A 23,550-nucleotide genomic window follows, 5' to 3' on the forward strand; every position below is an offset into this window, starting at 1 on the left:
GGAATTCATACGGAAAAGTGACGCAATCCCCGGAGTGGACGGTGAGAATCCCGGAGTAGACGGCGGGAATCCCGGAGTAAGTGGGGACGACAACCACGGAAGTCGGCGTATGCGTCCCGACCGAGGTGGAGCTCAGCAACGAGGACTGACATGGGAGGGTTATGCCAAGCTAGACCAGACCCAAAGGGTTATGCCAAGCTAGACCAGACCCAAAGGGTTATGCCAAGCTAGGCCAGACCCAAAGGGTTATGCCAGGCTAGGCCAGACCGGGTGCGGGAGGCTAGGCCAGGCCGAAGAGGGTGAGGGCGATGAGGAGGACGTTGAGGGCCACGATCAGGGCGGCGACGGCGATGAAGATCACGTGCTTGACGGTGCCATCGACGTATTCGCCCATGAGCTTGCGGTCGTGGGTGTAGCGCAGGAGCGGGATGATCGCGAACGGGATGCCGATCGAGAGGATCACCTGGCCGATGACCAGCGCCTCGGTGGGGTTCGGCGCGAACCACAGGACGATCAGTCCCGGCACGAGCGTGACCACGCGGCACGCCCACATCGGGGCCTTGATGCGCAGCAGTCCGTGCATGATCTCGGAGCCGGCGTACGTGCCGACCGAAGTCGAGCTCAGCGACGAGGCCAGCAGGCCGACCGAGAAGATCGTGCCGATGACCGGGCCGAGCACGCTCACGATCGCATGCTGCGCGCCCTCGATCGAATCGGTGCCCTTCATGCCGTACAGCGAGTTCGCGGCGAGGATGAGCAGCGCGAGGTTCACGGTGCCGGCGAGCACCAGCGCCCAGAACACGTCGATCTTCGAACCGTGCAGCAGCTCGCGCGTGGTGGGCCGTTCCTCGCCGCCCGCGTAATGATCGTTGACGAGCGTCGAATGCAGGTAGATCGCGTGCGGCATGACCGTCGCGCCGAGCATCGAGGCGGCCATCAGCACGGAATCACGGTTCGAGAACCGCGGCACCAGACCGCCGAGCACGTCGCCTGGCGCGGGAGGCGCGATGAAGAGCCCCGCGATGAACCCGAACGTGATGACCAGCAGCAGCGCGATCACCATCTTCTCGAACAGACGGTGCGTGCGCCCGCCCTCGAACATGAGCAGCACGGTCGAAACCGCGCCGATGACCACGCCGCCGACGAACAGCGGCAGGCCGAACAGCAGGTTCAGGGCGATCGCCCCGCCGATCAGCTCCGCGAGATCGGTCGCGATGGCGATGACCTCCGCCTGCATGAAGAACATGAACCGGCCCGCATCGCTCATGCGCTCGCCGAGCAGCTCCGGCAGGGATTTGCCGGTGACGATGCCGAGCTTGGCGGACTGGTACTGGATGAGCACGCTCATCGCGTTCGCGACGACCAGCACCCACATGAGCATGTACCCGTACCGGGCGCCGGAGGTCACGTTCGCGGCCACGTTGCCCGGGTCGACGTAGGCGACGGCCGCCACGAACGCGGGGCCGAGGATGCTCGCCAGCGAATGTCCGTGCCGCACGACGCCGGCCTCGTGGCGCGCGGCCTGACGTTCCTTCTCGATCTCGGACGCGACGCGTTCCGGTCCGCCCTCGAGCACGAACTCGCGATGCTTCTGGATGCTGTGCCGGCGGCCATAGCCCTTGCCGGCCGCGGTGCCGGGCGTGACGCGCACCGCATGCCCGCGCCCGTAGCCGGGCCCCTGCCGCCGCGGGTTCGCGACGGTCGGATCGTGCGTCGAACTCGCACCGTCGACGACGCGATCGTCGTTCAGCGACTGACGGGACGTCCGGTGGTCCCGGTCGGACCGATGGCTCTCGTCGTTGCCGTTGCCGGCCGCCGGGCCGCCTCCGGCGGTCATGCCGTCCGCATTCGTGACGTTTGCGTTTTCTGCGTTCGTATCCTCTGTCTGCATGCTTCCCCCCGCGTGAATCCACGCAAAGGTATAGCGCGTTCGTGTTACCCGCGCCAGTCGTGGACCGCAGGCGCAAACTCAGCTCTTGGGGAGGTTGGGCGGGGCAGGTGTGGAGGACGGCGAGCATCGCGTCCTTCTCGGCCGACGTGACGGCCAGGGAGCATTTGGTCTTGACACCGATCTGGCGGGCGACGTACTCGCAGCGGTAGGCGGAGTTCGTCGGCAGCCAGTAGGCGGCGGACGCGGAGCCCTTGTCCTGATTGGCGGGACCGTCGACGGCAAGCAGATTGTACGGGTCATTGCCGAATTGGCGCGAAATCGCTCATGAAATAGTGGAATCGGACGAAAAGTCGCTCATGAAATCGCGAATCTTCCGGAAAACTCGCTCATGAAATGTGCAAATCCATGAAAAAGTCGCTCATAAAATCGTATAATCATTGTATTTCCAACGTTTTCAGGAACCACCACAGGAGATGGCGATCATGGTATATCTCAAACGCAAGGCGGACGATTTCCTCACGGCATGGAAAGCCGACCCCGACCGCAAGCCGCTGATCGTCAAGGGACCACGACAGGTCGGTAAGACGGAGACCATCAGAAGGTTCGCCGCGGGTGCCTACGCGAACGTCGTGGAGATCAACTTCGTGGAGGAACCGAAGTACCGTGCGATCACGACGGACGGATACGGCGCCGACGCGATCATCCGCAACATCTCGCTGCTCGACCCGTCCAAGCGGTTCATCCCCGGCGAGACGCTGCTGTTCTTCGACGAGATCCAGTCCCATCCGGACATCGCCACCGCGCTGAAGTTCCTCAGGATCGACGGCCGGTTCGACGTCATCTGCAGCGGATCGATGCTGGGCATCAGCTATCGGGAGATCGAGAGCAACAGCGTCGGCTACAAGACCGACTACGAGATGTACTCGATGGATTTCGAGGAGTTCCTGTGGGCCAAGGGGTACGGCGAGGACGTCGCGGACGGCATGCTGGAGCATCTGACGCAAGCCAGGCCGTTCTCGCAGGTGGAGATGGACGTCTATTCGTCCGCGTTTCTGGACTACTGCGTACTGGGCGGCATGCCGGCGGTGGTCACGCCGTACATCGAATCGGGCACGTTCAGCGGAACGCTGCAGACGCAGCGGCAGCTGGTGGCCGACTATCAGGAGGACATCCGCAAATACGCGACCGGGCTGGATCAGGCGCGCATCCTGAACGTGTTCAGGCACATCCCGGTGCAGCTCGCCCGCGAGAACAAGAAGTTCCAGATCAGCAAGGTCGCCAGCGGCGCAAGGTTCAAGGACTACCGGGGATGCGTCGAATGGCTGGAGACGTCGGGCATGGCGAACGTGTGCCGATGCCTCACGTATCCGGAACTGCCGCTGCGGGGCAACTACGACGAGAACAAGTTCAAGATCTACTTCGGGGACACGGGACTGTTCGTGGCGATGCTCGACGACGAGGCCAGCGACGATCTGCGCGCGAACCGGAACCTCGGCGTGTACAAGGGGGCGATGTACGAGAGCATCGTGGCGGAGGCGCTGCGCAAGGCAGGATACGAGTTGTACTACTACAAGAAGGAGGATTCCACGCTGGAGCAGGACTTCTTCGTGCGCACGCGCGAATGGCTGGTGCCGATTGAGGTGAAGGCGCGCAAGGGCACGGCGAAGTCGATGCGCACGCTCATCGCGTCGGACTCGTACCCGGAGATCCGGTTCGGAATCAAACTGTCCGCGGGCAACATCGGCAGCAGCGAGCATGTGTTCAGCGCGCCGTACTTCACGACGTTCCTGATGCGACGGCTGTTGCGCGCGTACGACGAGGGCGATGCGCCGTTGCTCGACAACCCGGAGCGGTGAGACCGATCGAGGCGAATCCCCGGGAATCGCGTCGATCCCGTCCTCAGCTTTCGGGGAGTTGTTGGGCGGGGCAGGTGTGGAGGACGGCGAGCATCGCGTCCTTTTCGGCCGACGTGACGGTCAGGGAGTATTTGGTCTTGACACCGATCTGGCGGGCGACGTACTCGCAGCGGTAGGCGGAGTTCGTCGGCAGCCAGTAGGCGGCGGACGCGGAGCCCTTGTCCTGATTGGCGGGACCGTCGACGGCAAGCAGATTGTACGGGTCATTGCCGAATTGGCGCCGGCGCGCGGAATCCCAGGAGCTCGTGCCGGACTGCCACGCGTTCTCGAGGGCGACCACGTGGTCGATCTGCACGGCGGTGGAAGTCTCGACGCCGCGCGTGAAGTGGATCGTCTTGCCGGTGTACGGGTCGTCGAGCGTGCCGGATTTGACCTGGCATGAGCCGTGACCGGTCACGGACTTGTAGGTCACGTCTTTGAGGTCGCGGGCGAGGATGTCCTCGCGGATGTCGCAGCCGTTGCCGTCGTCGTCGGTCTCGCGGTAGCCGAACGCGTCGCGGTCGTAGCCGCGGCCGGACTGGGAGTCATCGACCGTGAGCTTGGCGAGCGCGTCGGCGGCGGGGCCGGACGCGGTGGTCTCGCCGGTGACCTTGCCGATCTCGGGACTCAGATTCGGCAGGCCGACACCCGCGCCGACGCCGCCCAGCGCGACGACGACCAGCAGGAGCAGGATGCGTTCGAGCGGGGTCGCGGCGGACGCGCGGCGCTTCGAAAAGCGGGTGGACTTGCCACGGGACTTCGATGGCTTGCGGGACATGCGGTACCATGCTCCTCTCTGGCGTCTGGAATCGGGGGCCATCCGGAAGGTTCGCCTCCATGGACCATAGAGAAAGAGCTCTCCCGGGGGAGAGCCCGTATGGAGGCAACGATGCCGGATCAGGCGTAGGTGAAGGTCAGCGGGTCGTGGCCGGCGCGGGTGGGGCCGTCGAGCTCGTCGATCGCGGCATGCTCGGCCGGGTCGAGGACGAATCCGAACAGGTCGAGGTTCTCCTTCTGACGGTCGGCGTGGACGGACTTGGGGATGATGATCGTGCCGTTCTCGATGTGCCAGCGCAGGATCACCTGGGCCGGGGTGACGCCGTGGACGGCGGCGATGCGCTCGATCGTGCCGTCGCCGGCGTTGAGGTCGGCGCCGCGGGCCATCGGCGAGTACGCCTCGACGGCGATGCCGTGCGCCTTGCAGAACGCGACGACCTCGCGCTGCTGCCACGTGGGGTGCAGCTCGATCTGGTCGACCGCCGGCCATTCGCCGGTCTCCTCGTGCAGGCGCTCCAAGTGCTCGGGCAGGAAGTTGCACACGCCGAGGGTCTTCACGCGGCCCTCCTCGCGCAGCTTGACGAACGCCTTCCAGGTCTCGCCGCTGCGCCAGTCGAACGGGGTGGGCCAGTGGATCATGTACATGTCGACGTAGTCGACCTGCAGCTTGGCGAGGGAGTCGTCGAACGCCCTGAGGGCGGAGTCGTAGCCCTGCTGGGAGTCGCGCAGCTTGGTCGTGAGCCACAGGGATTCGCGGGCCTTGCCGGTGTTGAAGCCGGTGACGGCGAGCGCGCGGCCCACGCCGGCCTCGTTGTTGTAGCCGGCGGCACCGTCGATGTGGCGGTAGCCGGCGGCGAGCGCGTTCTCGACGACGGGCACGACGCCCTCGTCGTCGATGCGCAGCACGCCGAGACCGATCTGCGGGATGAGATGGCCGTCGTTCAAGGTGATGGCGGGGATGTGGATGGTGGGCTTGGTTGCGTTGGTCATGTGGGCTCCTTCGTTGCTATCACAGCACTGTACACGGTGATCGAAGAGGTTTCGAGGCTTGTCGGGGACCGGCGTCGGGCATGGGCGGCGCCTGCGCGGGCACGGTGCCGAAGGAGCGCCGCGCCGGCCAAGGGGGTACCGTGCCACCCGTCTTTTCAGCGGGTGGAGGCGCGCGGGATGACGCGGGATTCGGTGGTGAGCAGTTCGGGGAGGATCACCGGGGATTGCGGTCGTCCGGATTCACCGGGGCCGTGGCCGGCGGGGGCCGCCGATCCGGCGGCGGCACGGCGCGCGTCGATGCGCGTGAGGATGCGGTCGACGGCGGTGGGGGCGGTCCAGTCGAGGCGCGAATCCATCGTGGTCAGGGGGATCTGGAGGTATTCGGCCTCCTCGATGTTGTCGAAGCCGATGACCTGCACCTGGCCGGGGATCGCGATGCCGGCGGCGCGCAGGGCGGCGATCGCACCGATGGCGAGCTGGTCGTTGAGGGCGACGACGCCGTCGAACGGGACGCCGGAGTCGATGAGGCGCTGGGTGACGCGGGCGCCAGCGCCGATCGTCCAGTCCTGGCTGGTGGCGCCGATCAGACGCGGGTCGAGCGTGAGGCCGCGGCGGCGGCTTTCCTCGATGATGCCGCGCATGCGCAGCTGGGCGTTGCCCTCGATCGCGTTCAGGAGGACGGTCTCGTCGTACGCGCCGCGCGCGCCGACCACGGCCAGGCGCGTGGAGCCGCGGTCGTAGAGGTAGCCGGCGGCGGTCGCGGCGGCGGCGACGTCGTCGGGGGTGACGTGATCGGCCTTGCCCCACGTGGTGCGGGCGCCGACCACGACGAGCGGGAAGTCGACGTCGAGGTCCTCGGGGGCGATGGTCTCGACCTCGCTCATCGACAGAATCATGCCGTCGGAGACGGTGGAGTTGAACTTCTGCAGCAGATCGCGCGCGCCCTTCGCGGAGCCCTCCGCGTACGTGGTGACGTAGACCGCGTAGCCGCGGGCACGGGCGGCGTCGATCGTGCGGTTGGCGAGCTCGGCGAGGTAGGGCGGTGTGAGCGAGGGCACGGCGAGCGTGATGAAGCCGGTGTGGTCGCGGCTCAGGTTGCGGGCGGCCACGTTGACCCGGTAGCCGAGGTCCCTGATGACCCTCTCGACCTTCGCGCGGGTCTCGGGGGTCATGCGCCCGGAGCCGTTGATGACGTTCGACGCGGTCTTGAGGGAGACGCCGGCGGTCTCGGCCACCTCGCGCAAGGTGACGCGACGCGGTTTCGCTTCGGGCATCGGCTGCTCCCCCTCTCGTGCGGACGTCTCGGACGTGGTTTTCGACGTCACCATCTTACCCATCCGACGACGTGCCGCCCTCCGCACTCCCCTTGTGGAGGCCCATCCGCGTTACGAGGGGTATTTCCGGGGCTTTGCAGACGTCAAACCGCGTTACGAGGGGTACGTGCTCGTCGATATCCGGGGTATTCCGGTCTCCGGTCCAACGCCGTCAAGCCGTTCTCCGGGCGGGATACCCCGCCCTGGTACCCCTCGTAACGCGGTTTGATGTCTGCGAGGCCCCGGAAATACCCCTCGTAACGGAGTTAGGCGGTTTTCAGCGCACGAGTCTGGTGACGAGGATCGCGTTGCGGCCGAGGGTGTAGGCGGCGCCCGATTGCCCCGAGTGCGACGGCAGGGGGTCGCATTGGTGGGCGATGATCGGCTCGCCTGAGACGCCCTCGAGTTCGACGGCGCGCTTCGAGCGGTTCATGTAGAAGTCGAAGCGGGTCGCGCCGTCGGCGGAGACGCGCACGGTGTGGAGGATGCTCGGGTCGAGACCGCGGGACGCGGCGGCACCGGCACCGGCGGCCATGCCGGGCTCCGGGGCGGCACCGGCGCGGCCCTCGGGGACGGCCGACAGCGCCGTGATGAGGCGTGCGAGGTCGTGGCGGTCGAGGTCGCAGCCGACGTAGACGCCCTCGCCTTCGCCGTAGGGGTGACAGGTGATCGCAGGGGTGCCGCCGAGCTCCCAGTCGGCGGCGGCCGGGCCGTGGTAGGCGGCGAGGACCGTGGTGTCGGGGGCGGTCGAGGTCACGTCAGTCTGCCACAGGCGGGTGGTGAGCTCGCACGCGCCCGCGCCGCCCTGCAGGGTCAGCGCGATCTCCGTGGGATCGCCCTCGCCGGTGTCGCCGAGGATGTTGAACTCCTCGCCTCGGACGCCGAGGACCTCGCGCAGGAGGCCGTCGCCGGCACCCGGGTAGCCGCCGAGCCACGTGCGGAAGTGCTCGTCGACCAGTCCGGTGGCGTAGCCGACGACGACGCGGCCGCCGGATGCCGCGAAGTCGGCGAGGCGGCGTGCGTCCGCGGCGGAGAGCACGAGGACGGTGGGCAGAACGACGGTGCGGTAGGCGGACCAGTCGTAGGCGAGCGGGACCACGTCGGCGCGCTCCCCCGCCTCGAGGAAGGTGCGGTACCAGTCGCGCACGTCGTGCCAGTGGTTGAGCCGCATGCTCGGCAGGGTCTGGGAGCGCGTGGCCCACTCGGATTCGGCGGAGAAGAGAATCGCGGTGTCGGCGCGTTCGAGCTCGGTGCCCTGCACGCCGGCGGCGGACAGGGTCTCGAGGGCCTCGCCGAGCTCGCACACGCCGCGGAAGACCTTGGAGTCCTCCCCCGCGTGCGGGACCATCGCGGAGTGGAACGCCTCGGCGCCGGAGGCGGACTGGCGCCACTGGAAGAAGTTGATCGCGTCGGCGCCCAGGGCCACGTGGGCCAGGGAGTCGCGCAGCAGCTCGCCGTGGCGCTTGCGCGCGTTGAGCGGCTTCCACTGGACGGCGGACGTGGAGTGCTCCATCACGTACCACGGGCGGCCGGCGGCGAGGGACGACATGAGCGCGTCCGAGCAGGCGAGCTCGTCGAGGTGCGACTCGCCCTCGTGGAAGTAGTGGTCGTTGGAGACGAAGTCGACCTCGGACGCCCACTGCGCGTAGTCCATGCAGCACTGGTCGGTGGAGACCATGAAGTTCGTGGTGAACGGCTTGTCCGGGCAGATCGCCTCGATCGCGTCGCGCTCGGCCCTGTAGAAGTCGAGGAGCATGTCGTTGCCGAAACGCTCGTAGTCGAGCTGCTGGGCGGGGTTGACCATCGCATCGCCGCCCATGTGACGCGGCAGGAGGACCTCGTTGAACGAGTTGACGTGCTGCGACCAGAAGGCGGTGCCCCACGCGTCGTTGAGCGCGTCGATGGTCCGGTACTTCCGTTCGCACCACGCGCGGAAGGCGGCGAGGGCGTTGTCGGAATAGTCGTAGCGGTTGTTCCAGCCGTACTCGTTGCCCATGTGCCACGCGGTGACATACGGGTTGTCCTTGTAGTGCTCGGCGAGCGCGCGGCACAGGCGCAGCGCGTACTCCTTGAACACGGGGCTCGTCGGCTGCCAGGACTGGCGGGAGCCGGCGTTGACCGTGTGGCCATATTTGTCGACCGGGAGCACCTCGGGGTGCCTCTCGTACAGCCACAGCGGGGCGGCGGCGGTCGCGGAGGCGAGGTCGACGGCGATGCCGGCGGCGCCGAGGCGATCGATGACGGAGTCGAGCCAGTCGAACGTGTACTCGCCCTCGCGCGGTTCGATCCGGTCCCAGCTGAAGATGGCGAGGGCGACGGTGTTGACGTGCGCCTCGCGCATCAGGCGGATGTCGTCGTCGACGACCTCGTCCGGCCACTGGTCGGGGTTGTAGTCGCCGCCGTACGCGATGCCGCGGCCGTTCGGCGTCAGGAGGGCCGGCCAACGGAATGGTCTACGAGTAGTCATGTTCGAATCCTTATTCAAATGATGGGAAAGCGGTCGCGCCGGCGGGAGGGGAACCTGTCACGCCCGGCACACCGCGTCATGCGACAAACAGCGAAAGCGGAGGGGCTCTGAAGTATTCGATTCATACGCAACATCGCGGCGCAACGGAGGGGCGTGAACGGATATGTCATGTCCGACCGTAGGACTTGGCCGAGCGGCCCGGAGCGTGTCGGATATGACATATCCGTTCACGCCCCGGGCACCGCACGAAACCATGTTCCACGGTCATATGTGGCGGCCGATCACTCCTTGACGGCGCCTGCGGCGAGGCCGGACTGCCAGTACTTCTGCAGGCACAGGAACGCGATGATCAGCGGGATGATCGTGATCAGCGAGCCGGTGATGACCAGGTTCTGGATCGCCTGGCCGCCCGCGGTGGACGCCTGGTCCTTCCACTGGTTCAGGCCGATCGTCAGCGGGTACCAGTTCGCGTCCTTCAACATGATCAACGGCAGGAAGTAGTTGTTCCACGTCGCCACGATGGAGAAGAGCGCGGTGGTGACGATGCCGGGGGCGAGGAGCGGCAGCGAGATGGTCCAGAACGTGCGCCATTCGGAGGCGCCGTCGACGCGCGCGGCCTCGAGCAGCTCGGTGGGCACCGCCTGCTCGCTGAAGATCCACATCAAGTACAGGCCGAAGGTGGACACGAGGCTCGGGATGATCATGGCCCACGGGGTGTTGGTGAGTCCCAGCTTGGCGAAGAGCAGGAACTGCGGGACGGCCAGGGCGATGCCGGGCACGGAGATCGCGCCGATGATGATCGCGAAGACCAGCTTGCGGCCCGGGAAGCGGAACTTGGCGAGCGCGTAGCCGCCCATGATCGCGAGGAGCGTGGCGCCGCCGGCGCCCACGACGACATAGAGGATCGTGTTGATGAACCAGCGGCCGAAGATGCCGTCCTGATAGGTGAACACGGTGACGATGTTGTCCCACAGGGCGAAGGTCCTGCCGAAGCCGAGACCGAAGGTCGAGGTGAAGTCGGCCTGGGTCTTGGTGGCGTTGATCATCAGGTAGACGAACGGGAACAGGCAGTAGACGGCGAAGATCGCGCACAGGAAGGTCAGGGCGACGGACCTGCGCGGGTTGTTGACGTTCGCGAATCCGGCCTTCTCGGCGCGGCGGCGCTCGGCGGCCTCGTCGCGGGCGATGCGCTTCTGGCGCTCCTTCTCGGCCCTGCGGGCGGCCCTCTCCTGCTCGCGCAGCGACTGCGCGGAAGTTGTTGCGGCACTCATTTCACAGCTCCTTACCCATCGGGATGGTCATCGACTTGATCGTCACGGCGTACGTCACTTCATCTGCTCCTTCATGCTGTTGAGCTGGACCGCGTACGCGATCGCCATCGTGATGACCGCCATCGTGATCGCCAGCGCGGCGGCGTAGTTCGACTGGTTGCCGGAGAACGACAGGTTGTAGGCGTACATGTTCGGCGTGTAGTACGTCGTGATCGCATTGCCCGGGACCATGTTCTGCAGGATGGACGGCTCGTTGAACAGCTGGAACGAACCGATGATCGAGAAGATGACGGTGATCGCGAGGCTGCCCTTCAACTCCGGAAGCTTGATGGACTTGACGATCTGCCACTCCGAGGCGCCGTCGATAGACGCGGCCTCGTACAGGGAGTGCGGGATCGTGGACAGGGAGCTGTAGAAGATCAGCATGTTGTAGCCCGTGAACTCCCACGTCACGATGTTGCCGATCGAGGCGAGGAGGATGTTCGGCGCGAACAGGTCGAGGTTGGTGCCCAGCACGTCGTTGAGCGAACCCACGAGGCCGTACTTGGCGCCATAGACGAAGCCCCAGATCAACGTCGAGACCACCGCGGGCACCGCGTAGGGCAGGAAGGTCGAGATGCGGAAGAACTTGGTGCCGTGCAGCTTCATCGAATCGAGCGCGAGGGCCATCATGGCGGCGAGGAAGAGCATGATCGGGACCTGCACGCAGGTGAACAGCGCCACGCGGCCGACGGACGACCAGAACTGGGTGTCGCCGAGGAGGCGGGCGTAGTTCTCGAAGCCGACGAACTTCGTGCCGCCGATCATCTGCTTCTTGAAGAAGGAGATGTAGATCGCGTAGCAGATCGGGATGATGAAGACGAAGATGAAGACGAGGGCGAACGGCCACATGAACTTCCAGCCGCGCCAGTCGGCCTTGTGCTTGTTGACGCGGGCCGTGGCCGAATGACGGACGTCGGGGCCCGTCACGCCTGCGGTGGTTGCGGATGATGCTGACATGATGGATCGGGCTTCCTTTCAGATGGGTTGGGGTTGATGTGGCCTTCGGGCATGCAAAGAGCGGGGACGCCGGGGCATCCCCGCTCCGTGATGCGAAAGAGGTGGAATGAGGCGAGAGGCTACTTGACGGTGACGGTGTAGCCCTGCTGCTCACCCTGCTCGGCGAGCTTCTTGCCGTAGTTGGTCAGCGCCTGCTCGAGGGTGATCTCCTTGGTGTAGGCCTTGGAGACCTCGTCGCCGTAGGTGGACTGGGCGTACGGGTTGTACGGCAGGTACTGGAACTTCTCGGTCGGGCGCTGCGCGGCCTCGGCGAGGACCTCGTTGACGTTCTGGCCGCCGAAGTAGTCGTTGGTCTTCTTGTTGCCCTCGGTGGTCGGGTCGGTGAAGGAGTCGGACTGGAGGATCTTCTTCAGGGACGGGAAGGTGCCGGTGTCGGCCATCTCCTGGGCGCCGTCGCCATGGGTCATGTACTCGACGAACTTGTACGCGGCGGCCTGGTTCTTGGAGAGCTTGACGACGGCGAGCGCGGAGCCGCCGTCCTCGGCGGAGACCTGCTGGCCCTCCTCCCACTGCGGCAGCTGGGCGACGCGCCAGTTGCCGGCCTGGTCAGGGGCGCCGGTCATGAGGTTGATCGGCATCCACGCGCCGATGGTCAGGGAGGCGATGGTGCCGTCGTTGAGCTCGCGGTTCCAGTCGTCGGACCAGTTCGGGGTCTTGGTGTCGACGAGGTCCTCGTCGATGAGCTTCTGGACGAACTTGATGTAGCGCTGCATGCCCGCGTCCTTGGTCATGTTGATGGTGATCTTCTCGCCGTCGACCTTCCACGGCTGGGCGCCGGCCTGCCAGATCTGCGCGGTGAACGGTTGGTAGTCGCCGGAGGTGCCGGCGAGGTTGGTGATGTAGGAGCCGGTGGCGCGGATCTTCTTGGCGGCCTCGTAGTAGTCGTCCCACGTCTTGATGGATTCGCCGTCGACGCCGGCCTTGTCGAACACGGCCTTGTTGTAGAAGAACATCTCCGGGCCGGAGTCGATCGGCAGGGCGTACGGCTTGTTGTTGTACTGCAGCTTGTTCCACGGGCCGGCGGCGAAGTCGTCGGCGAGCTTGTCGGCGCCGAACTCGGAGAGGTCGACGAGGCCGTCGGTGACGGCGAACTGGGTGACGGTCGGGTCCTCGAGCATGACGACGTCCGGGGCGCCGTTGCCGGCGGCGATCGCGTTGGAGAGGGCGGTGGAGGTCTTCTCGGCGGTGCCGGTGTTGTTGAACTTGACGGTGATGCCGGGGTTGGCCTTCTCGAAGTTGGCGATGATCTGCTTCATCGAGTTGCCGGAGTCCCAGCCCCAGAACACGAGCTCGGCCTTGTCGGCGTCGCCCTTGTTCGCGCTCGAGTCGTTGCTGCTGGAGCCGCAGGCCGCGAGTCCGACGAGCGTGGCAACGGCGGCGGTGGCCGCGACGATCCTCTTGATGTTTCGCATGATGTCTCCTCCTGGACTGGGGTCGGAGCTCCTCCTCCGGCCGACGATGTCCTGTTTCCTGATGCCTGGTTGATACAACCGTGTACCAAGCACAGTTACGATGATACACCCGTGTACCACGACGTCGTCACCGCGTGTCGCGGACGGGCATGTCCGCATGTGCGCGCTCACATACGCGTGGACGCCTCTGCCACAAACGGCCCGGATGCGGCTACTATGGCAGATATCCCCCAGAGCTGCATTGAGAGGAAGAAGCATATGGCGGGCCTGTTTCAGGCGGATTCGAAACAGCGAAACCCTTTGGGAACGAGCATCCGTACGCAGGGTTCGGGCAAATACACGTTCGGACTGGCGCTGAGCGCCGGTCTCGCGGGACTGCTGTACGGGTACGACACCGTCTCCATCTCCGGAGCGATCGAGTTCCTGCGCACCAGATACGGACTCGACACGATGATGGAGGGACTCGTCATCTCGTCCATCATGATCGGCGCGATCATCGGCGCCGCGGTGGCCGGATTCCTGTCCGACCGGTTCGGACGACGCAGGATCCTCGTCATCGGCGGCGCGTTCTTCCTCGTCTCCGCGGTCTGGAGCGCGCTGACCTTCGATCCGTTCACGCTGATCGCCGCGCGCATCATCGGCGGCTTCGGCATCGGCCTGGCCGCGGCGCTCGCGGTGACCTACATCACCGAGTCCGCGCCGACCAACATCCGCGGTCTCCTCTCCTTCTCCTACCAGATGCTCGCCGTGTGCGGCATCTTCCTGACGAACGTCATCAACTACGTCATCGCCTCCTACGGCACGAACGGCTGGGACGTCTCCACCGGCTGGCGGTGGATGCTCGGCCTCGGCGCCGTGCCGGCCGCCGCCTTCCTGGTGGCGATGCTGCGCGCGCCGGAGAGCCCCCGGTTCCTCATCCAGACCGGACGGACCGAGGAGGGATTCGAGGTGCTCGAGCACATCCTCGGCACCGAGAAGGCGCGTCTGCGCACCGACGACATCCGCGCGTCGGTCAAGCTCGAGAACGAGATGTCCGAGGAGTTCCACGACCTGTTCCGCCCGGGTCTGCGCCGCCCGCTCGCCGTCGGCATCTTCCTGGCGATCTTCAACCAGTTCGTCGGCATGAACGCGATCTCATACTACGGCCCGGTCATGTTCGCCGACATGGGCTTCAGCGGCGACACCGAGTTCCTCGCGGCCGCGTCCGTCGGCGGCATCGAGCTCGTGTTCACGGTCATCGGCATGTACCTGATCGACACGTTCGGCCGCAAGCGACTCATGGCGATCGGCACCGGGCTCATGTGCCTGTTCGCGCTGTGCATCTCCGCCGCGTACGCGATGGGCAGCTCGCTGCTCATGCTCGTGTTCGTGATGATGTTCGCCGCGTCGTTCGCGTTCTCGATGGGCCCGATCCCGTGGATCGTCATCCCCGAGCTGTTCCCCACCTACCTGCGTGGCCGCGCGACCGGCCTGTGCGTGACGTGTCTGCTGTGCGCGAACTTCATGATCGGCATGTTCTCCCCGATGATGATCGACGGGTTCGGCGGCGGGTTCACGTTCGCGCTCTTCGGCATCCTCGACCTCGTCGGACTGATCGGCATCATCGCGATCGTGCCCGAGACGATGGGACGCACGCTCGAGGAGATCGAGCACCTGTGGCGGCCGAACACCGAGCTGGCGGCCGCGAAGTACGCGCTGAGCTCCGCGGACGCGAACATCCGCCACGCGGAGGCGACGATGATGCGCGTGGAGAACGAGCGGCTGCAGGCGATGGGCATCATGTCCGCCGCGGAGCGCGCGCGGGTCGCGGCGCAGAAGCGGATCTTCGAGATCGAGGCGGAGCAGCGGGCCGCGGCCGAACGGGCCGCCGCGCAGAAGGCCGCCGAGGAGGCGCGCCTGGCCGCCTACACACGCAACGCCTCGGCGTACGCGACGCCGGCCGAATCCGCCGCGGTGGATCTCGCGACCGAGTTCGCGCGTCTGTGGCCCGCCGGCGTGCACGCCGCCCTGCATGCGTCGCGTCTGCACGGCGAGGATGCGACGGCGGTCGAATCGATCGAGGTCGCCGGCGCGGCCCCGGCGCCCGCCGCCGACCCGCGACGCGACGTGGACGACGAGGAACGTCCGGTCGTGCTGCCGGACTTCGAATCGCTGCGCGCGGACGCCGCGAGGGACCGCGAGCGGCCGCGCGTGCTGGAGTACGGCGAGGCGACCCCGCCGCGGCCGATCACGCCCGATCCGGAGCTCTCGCGCGGCGTGCTGCTGCCGCGCGCGGACGACGCCGCATCGGCGCGTGCCGCCGACCTGCTGCGCGCCAAGGCCTTCGACCCGTCCGGCGCATACGATCCGGACGAGGACAGACGCGAGGCGCAGGCCATCGACCGCGCGCTCGACTCGCTCGACGCGCTGATCAAGGCGTAGGCGCCCGGGGCGCGACCCGGCGCGCTAGAACGAACGCACCTCGTCGGCGATGCGCATCGCGGATTCGCGGTGGGAGACGAGCACGACGGCGCGGTCCCCGTCCGCTAGCGCGCGGATCGAACGGAGGATGACGGCCTCGTTGAGGGCGTCGAGGCGACTGGTCGGCTCGTCGAAGAGGACGAGGTCGGCGTCGCGCAGGAACACGCGGGCCAGGCCGATGCGCTGGCGCTCGCCTTCGGACAGGCGATCGCCGAGCTCGCCGACGGGGGTATCGAGTCCGTCGGGCAGCGAATCGATCAGGTCGAGGACGGAGGCCCTGCGGCACGCCTCGCGCAGGACGTCGTCGGACGGGGCGTCCGACGTCTCGGGCAGGGCGATCAGGAGGTTGTCGCGGATCGTGCCGTCGAACAGGTGGGTCTCCTGACCCATCAGGGCCTGAACGCGACGGCGGTGGTGCGCGTCGACCTCGGGCAGCGGTGTGCCGGAGAGCGTGACCTCGCCGTCCTGCGGGTCCCAGTAGCGCATGAGGAGCTTGAGCGTGGTGGATTTGCCGCGGCCGGACGGCCCCTGAATGCCGAGGATGCCGGCGCGCGGCACGTCGAGGGAGCAGTCGTCGAGCACGGGCGTGCGGGAGGCGGTGGCCGGGTCGCGGTCGTCCGCGGCGTCGGCCGGGTAGGCGAAGACGACGTGGTCGAGGCACATGCCGGCGTAGTCGGGCTTCGCCGTGCCGGTCTCGGTGACGGCCGGCGTCTCGTCCATCAGAGCGAAGAGACGACGGGCGGAGGCGAAGGTCTGCGTGAGGTTCGCGGGCAGCGCGCTCAGAGCCATCGTGGGGCCGAAGGAACTGGCGAACAGGACGAACGCGACGACGATCGGACTGGAGTAGGCGCCGGCCGCGCCGAACACGGCGAGCAGAACGCCGGCGGTCGTCAGGAGGAGGACCAGCAGGCCGCCGATCGCGGCGAACCGGCCGTTCACGCGGCTCAGGTCGGCGTGACGGCGCCACAGTTCGCGCGTGCGCGAGACGATCACGGCGACGCGGTCCTCGCCGCGGCCGAAGCGGATGATCTCGTCGAGGCCGCGCATGTCGTCGAGCATCACGTCGTCGAGGGCGGAGGCCTGACGGCGGATCGCGGGGCCGAGGCTGCGCACGCCGGTGGCGAAGAAGCGCGGCACGAGGACGCCGATCACGAGGTGCGCGGCGACGAGCAGCGCGGCCATCGACGGGTCGAGCGTCAGGAGCGCGAGCGCGTAGGCGATCGAAGTGACGACGGCGATCGCGACCGGGCTGATCGTGTGCGCGAAGAAGATCTCGAGCAGTTCGACGTCGGTGGTGATCAGGGCGATGAGGTCGCCCTTGCCGTGGGACGCGAGCTTGGCGGGCGCGAGGCGGCGCAGCGCGGCGAACGCCTTCGAGCGGAACAGGGCGAGCAGGTGGAACGCGACGTTGTGGTTCAGGTACTGCTCGACGTAGCGCATGACGCCGCGCAGGAGGGCGCACACGGCCATCGCGGCGACAGCCGGGGCGACGCCCATCCCCCACACCGGGCGGCCGGCGAGCGCGAACGCGGCGATCATGCCGAAGACCGGCAGGAAGGTCGCGGCGAGGTGGCCGATCGCGCCGGTGACGGAGGCCGCGGCCATCAGGGGTGCGAGGGGTTTGGCCTCGTCAAGGAGTCGGGCGATGAGCTGCGGGGTGGTCATCGGCTTGGGGGCAGCGGGTGCGGAGGTAGTGCGGGCGGCCGGAGCGGCGACGGAATCCGGGGAGGTCGTGCTCTCTGCGGACTCGGCGACGGAGACGCGCTGCGTCGACACCGCGGTGGCCGCGGCCGCGCGGGAGACGGGTCGTTCCGCGGATCGGGAGGCGGCGCGGGCGGCGCGACGGTCGCGCTCGGAGACGCGGTGGCCATGGTGGCCACGGTGACCATGATGGCCGTGACGCGTATGGGTCTCGGTGGGGGACTCGTCACGCCCGTCCGGGGTCTCGCCGGACGCTCCCCCGATGGCCTCGATATCGGCTTGGGTGCGGAAGAGCTCGGCGTAGCGGCCGCCGCGGGCGATGAGGTCGGCGTGGGTGCCGGATTCGACGGTCTCGCCGTGGTCGAGGACGACGACGCGGTCGGCGTGCGCGGCGTTGGCCATGCGGTGCGTGATCATGATGACCGTCCTGCCGTGGGTGCGGGCGAGGTCGCGGATCGCGTCGAGGATGAGCGTTTCGCTGTCGACGTCGACGCTGCTGGTGGCCTCGTCGAAGACGACGATCGGCGCGTCGTGCAGGAGCGCACGGGCGATGGCGATGCGCTGGCGCTGGCCGCCGGAGAGGTTGGCGGCGTCCTGTTCGATGGTCATGTCGAGTCCGGCGGGCTGGTCGCGCACGAAGTCGGCGATGCGCGCCTGCTCGAGGGCGCGCCACAGCCGCTCGTCGACGTCGCGACCGGAGTCATCGGCGGGCAGAGCCATCATCAGGTTGTCGCGCAGGGTGCCGGCGAACAGGTGGCTGCGCGCGCCGATCAGCGTGACCGCGCGCGAGAGCGAGTCGGCGGCGAGGCGCGAGACCTCGACGGCGGCGTCGGTCTCGAGGTTCTCGAGCGTGATCGAGCCGGTGTATCCGGCGATCGTGCCGGCGAGGAGCGCGGCGGCGGTCGACTTGCCGGAGCCGGACAGGCCGACGATCGCGGTGACGTGGCCGGGCGTCGCGGTCAGGGACGCGTCGCACAGGGCGGGGGCGGCCTTGCCGGACGCGGCGTCGGACGGGTAGGCGAAGCCGACGTGGCACAGGTTCACGGCGAGCGCGCGGGCGCCGGCGGGCAGGACCTCGCCGCCGTGCGGCGGTTCGGGCGCGTCGAGGAGCGCGAAGATGCGCTTCGTCGAGGTCATGCCGTTCATCGCGACGTGGAAATATGAGCCGAGCTGGCGCAGCGGGATGAAGAAGTCGGCGGACAGCAGGACGACGAGCAGCAGTCCGGAGAGCGTGATCGAGCCGCCGAGACCGAACGGGAAGACGTAGGAGATCAGGTAGCCGACGTACGCGAGGGGGCCGGGCAGGGTGCCGGCCCACGCGACGAGCGAGACGCCGGGCGCCGGACGGCCGGACGCCGAGGCGTACTGCCACAGGGCCGTGCCGATGCCGGCCGCGGTGCCGCCGTACGCGACGATGTCCATCGCGGACAGGGAGCGCAGCTGGATCTGCAGGACGCGCATCGTCATGACGCGGAAGTTCTCGGCCTTCTCGTCCATCTCGCGGGCGGCGCGCTCGTCGGCGTCGAACGCCTTCAGGGTCTCGAGGCCCTGCAGGTCGTCGAGGAAGGCGGCGCCCATGTCGGTGTAGCGGCCCCAGTATTTCTTGAACACGCGGGCGGCGCTCATCGCGACGAGACCGACGATCACGACGATCAGCGGCGCGCACACGAGCAGCGTGAGCGAGGTGGGCAGGTTGATCGGGGCGATCACGAGGAACAGGGTGAGCGGCGCGAGGACAGCGTAGAACAGCTGCGGGAGGAACAGCTCGAAGAAGCTCTGGATCTGCTCAATGCCCTCGCCGGCGGACTGGACGACGTCGGCGGTCCTCACGCGCGACGAGTAGGAGGGGCCGAGCGCGAGCATCTTGCGGTAGAGCCGCTCGCGCAGGGCGAGCTTGACGCGTTCGGACGCCTCGGTGCCCAGGCGTGCGGCGAGCGTGGTCATCGCGAACCGCACGACCGCGCATACAGCGATCATCGCGAGGTAGAAGAGGAGGTCGCCGGCCATCGGGGCGCTCGCGGCCGTGGCCTGTGCGAGCGCGTCGGACAGCAGGGCGACGAGGGCGATCATGAAGCCGATGTTGGCGGCGAGCGCCACCCACAGGCAGGCGACCTTGCCCGCCACGAGCCGGCCGATGCCGGGCGCCAGCTGGAACAGTCGTTTGTCGAACATGAATCCCCTTCTCTATGCCGTCAGAACCTTTCCAACCGTAGTCGAAAGGCGGCTCACACGCCAGAGACGCCGATCTCGCGCGCAGAGACGCCCCTGCGCGCGAGGTCGGCGACGTGGGGCACGCGTATCGGGTCCGCGGCGAACGCGACCTCGGGCGCGGGGCCGTCGAGGCCGATGATGCGCGCGTTGGTCTCGGTCGCGGCGCGCCAGGTCTCGGCGCGGGTCAGTCCGCAGGATTCGAGCGCGTCGAGCTCCTCGAGGTTGCGTCCGAACAGGTACGGCGTGCAGTAGTCGGTGCCGACGCCGATCGTCACGCCGGCGTCGCGGGCGAGGGCGACCGCGCGCGGGTGCGCGTCGGCGGCCCGGGCGGCGCGCTCGGAGACGACCGCGGGCACGTCGAGTCCGCCGGGGCCGGCCTGGGCGCGGTCGGCGAGGATGCGGTAGATGTTGACCGTGGGGACGAGCGGGATGCGCGCGGCGGCGAGGCGCTCGGCCTGCGCGCCGGTCAGGTACACGCCGTGCTCGACGGTGTCGACGCCCGCGTCGATGGCCCAGTCGAGCGCCGAACCGCCCCACACGTGCGCCATGGCCCGGCGGCCGGAGGCGTGGATGCGGGCGATGATCGCGCGGATGGTCTCGCGCGTCATGAGCGGGTCGAGCACGTGTTCGGGCGGCGCGCCCATGCCGCCGGTGAGGAACAGCTTGACCCATGGGGCGGCGGGCGGCCGGGTGCCGAGTGTCAACGCGGACGGGTCGCCCATGGACGACGGTCGGGCCGACGACGGAGCGGCGGCCGGTCTGGTGCCGACGGAGAGCGCCGGTCTGGTGCCGACGGAGAGCGCGGAAAGAGTCGCATCGAGCGAGGCCCGGTCCCGCGCCTCGGCGGCGCCGATCATCGCGGCGCAGCCGACGACGGTCAGGCCCGGAATGCGTGACGGGTCGCTCGCGCCGCCGGCGTCGCGCATCGCGGTGAAGCCGCACGCGCGCATGAGCCGGGCCTGTTCGGCGATGAGCCGCACGGTGTCCTCGGGCGTGCGGCGCCCGCGGTCGGCGGCGTCGAAGTCGGTCCAGGAGATGTGCGCGTGCGCGTCGATCAGGCCGGGCGATCGCCAGATCATGCCGCACCTCCGGGCAGGGCGACGGACCGGGCGGCGTCGAGGAGTTCGCCGGAGTAGCCGGCGAGCGGGCTGTGGAAGAACGTCGCGGCCGGGCCGTTGGCGACGATCTCGCCGCCGCGCATGACGGCGACCTCGTCGCAGATCTCGTTCACGACGCCGAGGTCGTGGGTGATGAGCATGAGCGTGAGCCCGCGCGTGCGGCGCAGCGTGGCGAGCAGGTCGAGGACGTCGCGCTGGACCGACACGTCGAGCGCGCTGGTCGGCTCGTCGGCGATGAGCACGTCCGGTTCGACGGCGAGCGCGCGGGCGATGGCGATGCGCTGGCGTTGGCCGCCGGAGAACGCGTGCGGACGGCGGTCGAGGATGTCGTCGAGGTCGGCTCGGGGCGCGAGGTCGGCGGGGCCGAGTCCGAAGCCGGCCGCGACCGCGGTTCCGAGCCCGTCGGACTCCCCCAGCCCGACCATGTGCAGGAGCTCGCGGCAGCGCGCGTCGACGCGTTCGTGCGAAGGATGCGGGCCGAGCGTGCCGTGCAGGAGCATGCCCTCGGCGAGGATGCGTCGGACGGTGTGGCTCGGGTTGAGCGAGGAGTCGGGGTTCTGGAAGACCATCTGGATGCGCCGGCGCTGGGCTCGCGTGCGGCGGATCGGCGCGATCGGCATGCCGTCGAGCAGGATCTCGGCGCGGGGCGCGGGGTCGCGGTCCGGACCCACGCCGTGGCGATCCGAGCCCATGCCGCGGTAGCCCGAACCCGTGCCGGGCCGGGCCGACCCCGTGCCGGGCGCGGTCGGGGCGATAAGTCCGGCGGCGACGCGGGCGAGGGTCGACTTACCGGCGCCGGATTCGCCGACGATGCCGAGCGCGACGCCCTTGGGCAGGGCGAGCGAGACGTCGTCGACGGCGGTGAAGTCGCCGTAGCGCACGGTGATGTGGCGCAGTTCGAGGATGGGGGTGGGTTCGTCGATCATCGCGCCTCCCTGTCGATGGTTCGGCCGGCGTCGGGCCGGGGGTCAACGGTCCGACGGTCTTCGGACTGAGAGCCGTCGGACCGGGGGTCGTCAGGCGAACGACCGTCGAGCCGGGGGTCGGACGACGGCCGTCCGGCCGGGGCGTGCACGGCGGAGGGGACCGCCTCCCCGGCCGATTGCGCGGATGGTTCCGCGGCGACGCCCGGGATGGGCAGGATCGCGTCGATGAGTCGCTTGGTGTACGCGTCGTGCGGGTCGGCGAGGACGCGCGCGGTCGGGCCGGTCTCGACGACGCGGCCGTGGCGCATGACGACGAGCCGGTCGCACAGGTGCGCGGCGACGCCGAGGTTGTGGGTGACGAACAGCATGGTGAGTCCGAGCCGGGCGCGCAGGTCCGCGAGCAGGTCGAGGATCTGGCGTTGGACGGTTACGTCGAGCGCGGTGGTCGGCTCGTCGCACAGGAGGATGTCGGGGCGCACGGCGAGCGCGATCGCGATGCCGACGCGCTGGCATTGGCCGCCGGAGAGCTGGCCCGGGTAGCGGTCGCGGTCGCGCAGCGAGGCGGGCAGGCCGAGCGAAACAAGCAGGTCGGCGGCCGCGCGGCGGGACTCGCGCCGGGCGCGCAGGCCGAGGATGTCGGGGCGGGCGTCGTCGACGTCGGACGACGGGCGCGCGTCGCGGCCATTGGCCGATTCATCGGACGACGGACGGACGCCTGATGCGCCGGACGCCGGACGCGACGAACCGTCCGTCCGGGAGGCGAACCAATCGACCGTGCCGTTGGCGCGCATGACCTCGGCGACCTGTTTCACGACGCCGCACAGCGGGTCGAGCGAGGCGACCGGATCCTGGAAGATCATCGCGAGCCGGGGCGCCCCCGTCAGGGTGATCGCGCCGGGGGCGGCGACGCGCACGCCGTCGGGCGGCAGGCCCAAGATCGCGCGCAGGGTCAGGCTCTTGCCGGAGCCGGATTCGCCGACGATGCCGACGGTCTCGCCGCGGGAGACGTCGAACGAGACGCCGTCGACGAGCGGAGCGCCGGTCGCCTCGGCCGTGACGCGCAGGTCGCGCACGCGGATGATCGGGAAAGCGTCCGCCGGCTCGGGTCGAACGCCGCGGGTTCCGGAGAGGTCCGGGATCGCGTCCGTCGAACGGGCCGGGGCGCCCGGGATGCCCGGAACCGGCGAAACGAACGGATCGATCATGCGTCCCTCCTTGCGTCGTTGAGGCCGTCGCCGATCAGGGCGAGCGCGATGCCGACGAGCACGACCGCGCATCCGGGCAGGGTCGACACCCACCAGCGGGTGGCGAGGAACGACTGACCGTCGGCGATCATCGTGCCCCAGTCGGGAGTGGGCGGGGCGATGCCGAGGCCCAGATAGCCGAGCGTGACGATCGCGACGAGCAGGGCGACCATGTCGCTCACGAGCACGGCCACGGCCTGCGAGAGCACGTTCGGCAGCATCTGACGGGTCAGGATGGACCAGTCGGAGAAGCCCATGACGCGCGCGGACTCGACCCATTCGGCGCTCGCGAGCGAGGCGGTCGCTCCCTTGACGGTGCGCGCGAAGATGATCCATCCCATGATGAGGAACGTCAGGAAGATGCCCTTCATGCCGGTGCCGGTCACGAACGCGACGACGGCGACGAGCAGGTAGAACGGGAACGCGATGAGCGCGTCGGATAGGAGCGTGATCACGCGGTCGGGCCATCCGCCGTAGAAGCCGGCGACGAGTCCGGCGGCGGTGCCGATGACGAACGGCGCGGCCTCGACGCCGACCATGAGCGCGAGGTCGATGCGTCCGGCGGCGGCGACGCGCGTGAGGATGTCGCGGCCGAGCTGGTCGGTGCCGAACGGGTGGACGGGGGACGGCGGCTGCAGCATCGCGGCGATGTCCTCGGCGATGGGGTCGTAGGGCGAGAGGATCGGGATGAGCGCGACCGCGAGCACGATGAGCGCGAGCAGGACGAGGCCCGCGACGAGGGTGCGGGGCGGACGGCCGGCCCGGTCGCGGGCAGGAACGGCGGATGATGCGGATGATGCGGTACGGGTCGTCAT

Annotated in this window: 15 protein-coding genes and 1 pseudogene; 2 read left to right on the plus strand and 14 right to left on the minus strand. The window is 68.5% G+C overall.

All coding sequences use genetic code 11. The annotated features are described in order from the left end of the window. Positions 1–280 precede the first annotated feature (280 nt). Positions 281–1,540 carry an Nramp family divalent metal transporter gene (locus JS528_RS07445; protein WP_338069782.1) on the minus strand — a complete coding sequence of 420 codons (1,260 nt, stop codon included), beginning with the start codon at positions 1,538–1,540 and terminating at the stop codon, positions 281–283. A 445-nt stretch (positions 1,541–1,985) separates the two neighbouring features. Next, positions 1,986–2,201, minus strand: a pseudogene (locus JS528_RS07450) (HNH endonuclease family protein); the annotation flags it as partial. 172 nt (positions 2,202–2,373) lie between these two features. Between JS528_RS07450 and JS528_RS07455 the strand changes: the two are divergent. Further along, on the plus strand, positions 2,374–3,747 hold the full coding sequence (locus JS528_RS07455; protein ID WP_214358455.1) for an ATP-binding protein: 1,374 nt from the start codon (positions 2,374–2,376) through the stop codon (positions 3,745–3,747). A 43-nt stretch (positions 3,748–3,790) separates the two neighbouring features. Here JS528_RS07455 and JS528_RS07460 read toward each other — a convergent pair whose 3' ends face one another. From JS528_RS07460 to JS528_RS07490, 7 genes are all read right to left on the minus strand, one after another. Next, positions 3,791–4,564 carry an HNH endonuclease family protein gene (locus JS528_RS07460; protein ID WP_214358456.1) on the minus strand — a complete coding sequence of 258 codons (774 nt, stop codon included), beginning with the start codon at positions 4,562–4,564 and terminating at the stop codon, positions 3,791–3,793. A 119-nt stretch (positions 4,565–4,683) separates the two neighbouring features. Next, on the minus strand, positions 4,684–5,553 hold the full coding sequence (locus JS528_RS07465) for an aldo/keto reductase (protein WP_214358457.1): 870 nt from the start codon (positions 5,551–5,553) through the stop codon (positions 4,684–4,686). Between the two features lie 155 nt (positions 5,554–5,708). After that, the gene (locus JS528_RS07470; protein ID WP_214358514.1) at positions 5,709–6,827 is read right to left on the minus strand and encodes a LacI family DNA-binding transcriptional regulator; all 1,119 of its coding nucleotides are present in this window, start codon (positions 6,825–6,827) and stop codon (positions 5,709–5,711) included. A 316-nt stretch (positions 6,828–7,143) separates the two neighbouring features. Beyond that, positions 7,144–9,333 carry a beta-galactosidase gene (locus tag JS528_RS07475; protein ID WP_214358458.1) on the minus strand — a complete coding sequence of 730 codons (2,190 nt, stop codon included), beginning with the start codon at positions 9,331–9,333 and terminating at the stop codon, positions 7,144–7,146. A 281-nt stretch (positions 9,334–9,614) separates the two neighbouring features. Beyond that, positions 9,615–10,604, minus strand: coding sequence for a carbohydrate ABC transporter permease (locus tag JS528_RS07480; protein WP_214358459.1), 990 nt, complete (start codon positions 10,602–10,604; stop codon positions 9,615–9,617). A 54-nt stretch (positions 10,605–10,658) separates the two neighbouring features. Beyond that, positions 10,659–11,603, minus strand: coding sequence for a carbohydrate ABC transporter permease (locus JS528_RS07485; protein WP_217626160.1), 945 nt, complete (start codon positions 11,601–11,603; stop codon positions 10,659–10,661). Between the two features lie 119 nt (positions 11,604–11,722). Next, complete coding sequence (locus JS528_RS07490) at positions 11,723–13,075, minus strand: ABC transporter substrate-binding protein (protein WP_214358460.1); 1,353 nt, start codon at positions 13,073–13,075, stop codon at positions 11,723–11,725. Positions 13,076–13,375: 300 nt separating this feature from the next. On the opposite strand from JS528_RS07490, the gene JS528_RS07495 reads away from it, so the two are divergent. Continuing rightward, positions 13,376–15,496 carry a sugar porter family MFS transporter gene (locus JS528_RS07495; protein WP_240541398.1) on the plus strand — a complete coding sequence of 707 codons (2,121 nt, stop codon included), beginning with the start codon at positions 13,376–13,378 and terminating at the stop codon, positions 15,494–15,496. Between the two features lie 24 nt (positions 15,497–15,520). Here JS528_RS07495 and JS528_RS07500 read toward each other — a convergent pair whose 3' ends face one another. Genes JS528_RS07500 through JS528_RS07520 form a run of 5 tightly spaced genes read right to left on the minus strand, consistent with a single transcriptional unit; the run spans position 15,521 to position 23,550 of the window. Further along, positions 15,521–19,408, minus strand: a complete 3,888-nt coding sequence (locus JS528_RS07500; RefSeq protein ID WP_214358462.1) for a thiol reductant ABC exporter subunit CydD/CydC — start codon at positions 19,406–19,408, stop codon at positions 15,521–15,523. Between the two features lie 53 nt (positions 19,409–19,461). After that, positions 19,462–20,526, minus strand: a complete 1,065-nt coding sequence (locus JS528_RS07505; RefSeq protein ID WP_214358463.1) for an amidohydrolase family protein — start codon at positions 20,524–20,526, stop codon at positions 19,462–19,464. Next, complete coding sequence (locus JS528_RS07510) at positions 20,523–21,491, minus strand: ABC transporter ATP-binding protein (RefSeq protein ID WP_214358464.1); 969 nt, start codon at positions 21,489–21,491, stop codon at positions 20,523–20,525. Before JS528_RS07510 ends, JS528_RS07505 begins: the two co-directional genes overlap by 4 nt. Next, positions 21,488–22,696 (minus strand): ABC transporter ATP-binding protein, encoded by a 1,209-nt coding sequence (locus JS528_RS07515; RefSeq protein WP_214358465.1) that lies wholly within the window; start codon positions 22,694–22,696, stop codon positions 21,488–21,490. The genes JS528_RS07510 and JS528_RS07515 overlap by 4 nt, the downstream gene beginning before the upstream one ends. Continuing rightward, complete coding sequence (locus JS528_RS07520) at positions 22,693–23,550, minus strand: ABC transporter permease (RefSeq protein WP_214358466.1); 858 nt, start codon at positions 23,548–23,550, stop codon at positions 22,693–22,695. The genes JS528_RS07515 and JS528_RS07520 overlap by 4 nt, the downstream gene beginning before the upstream one ends.

The organism is Bifidobacterium santillanense, assembly GCF_018555385.1.
Lineage (GTDB): Bacteria > Actinomycetota > Actinomycetes > Actinomycetales > Bifidobacteriaceae > Bifidobacterium > Bifidobacterium santillanense.

Coding starts and splice junctions, on each gene's coding strand:
- JS528_RS07455 (WP_214358455.1), top strand. CDS start 2,374: ATGGTATATCTCAAACGCAAGGCGGACGATTTCCTCACGGCATGGAAA.
- JS528_RS07460 (WP_214358456.1), bottom strand. CDS start 4,564: ATGTCCCGCAAGCCATCGAAGTCCCGTGGCAAGTCCACCCGCTTTTCG.
- JS528_RS07465 (WP_214358457.1), bottom strand. CDS start 5,553: ATGACCAACGCAACCAAGCCCACCATCCACATCCCCGCCATCACCTTG.
- JS528_RS07470 (WP_214358514.1), bottom strand. CDS start 6,827: ATGCCCGAAGCGAAACCGCGTCGCGTCACCTTGCGCGAGGTGGCCGAG.
- JS528_RS07475 (WP_214358458.1), bottom strand. CDS start 9,333: ATGACTACTCGTAGACCATTCCGTTGGCCGGCCCTCCTGACGCCGAAC.
- JS528_RS07480 (WP_214358459.1), bottom strand. CDS start 10,604: ATGAGTGCCGCAACAACTTCCGCGCAGTCGCTGCGCGAGCAGGAGAGG.
- JS528_RS07485 (WP_217626160.1), bottom strand. CDS start 11,603: ATGTCAGCATCATCCGCAACCACCGCAGGCGTGACGGGCCCCGACGTC.
- JS528_RS07490 (WP_214358460.1), bottom strand. CDS start 13,075: ATGCGAAACATCAAGAGGATCGTCGCGGCCACCGCCGCCGTTGCCACG.
- JS528_RS07500 (WP_214358462.1), bottom strand. CDS start 19,408: ATGTTCGACAAACGACTGTTCCAGCTGGCGCCCGGCATCGGCCGGCTC.
- JS528_RS07505 (WP_214358463.1), bottom strand. CDS start 20,526: ATGATCTGGCGATCGCCCGGCCTGATCGACGCGCACGCGCACATCTCC.
- JS528_RS07510 (WP_214358464.1), bottom strand. CDS start 21,491: ATGATCGACGAACCCACCCCCATCCTCGAACTGCGCCACATCACCGTG.
- JS528_RS07515 (WP_214358465.1), bottom strand. CDS start 22,696: ATGATCGATCCGTTCGTTTCGCCGGTTCCGGGCATCCCGGGCGCCCCG.
- JS528_RS07520 (WP_214358466.1), bottom strand. CDS start 23,550: ATGACGACCCGTACCGCATCATCCGCATCATCCGCCGTTCCTGCCCGC.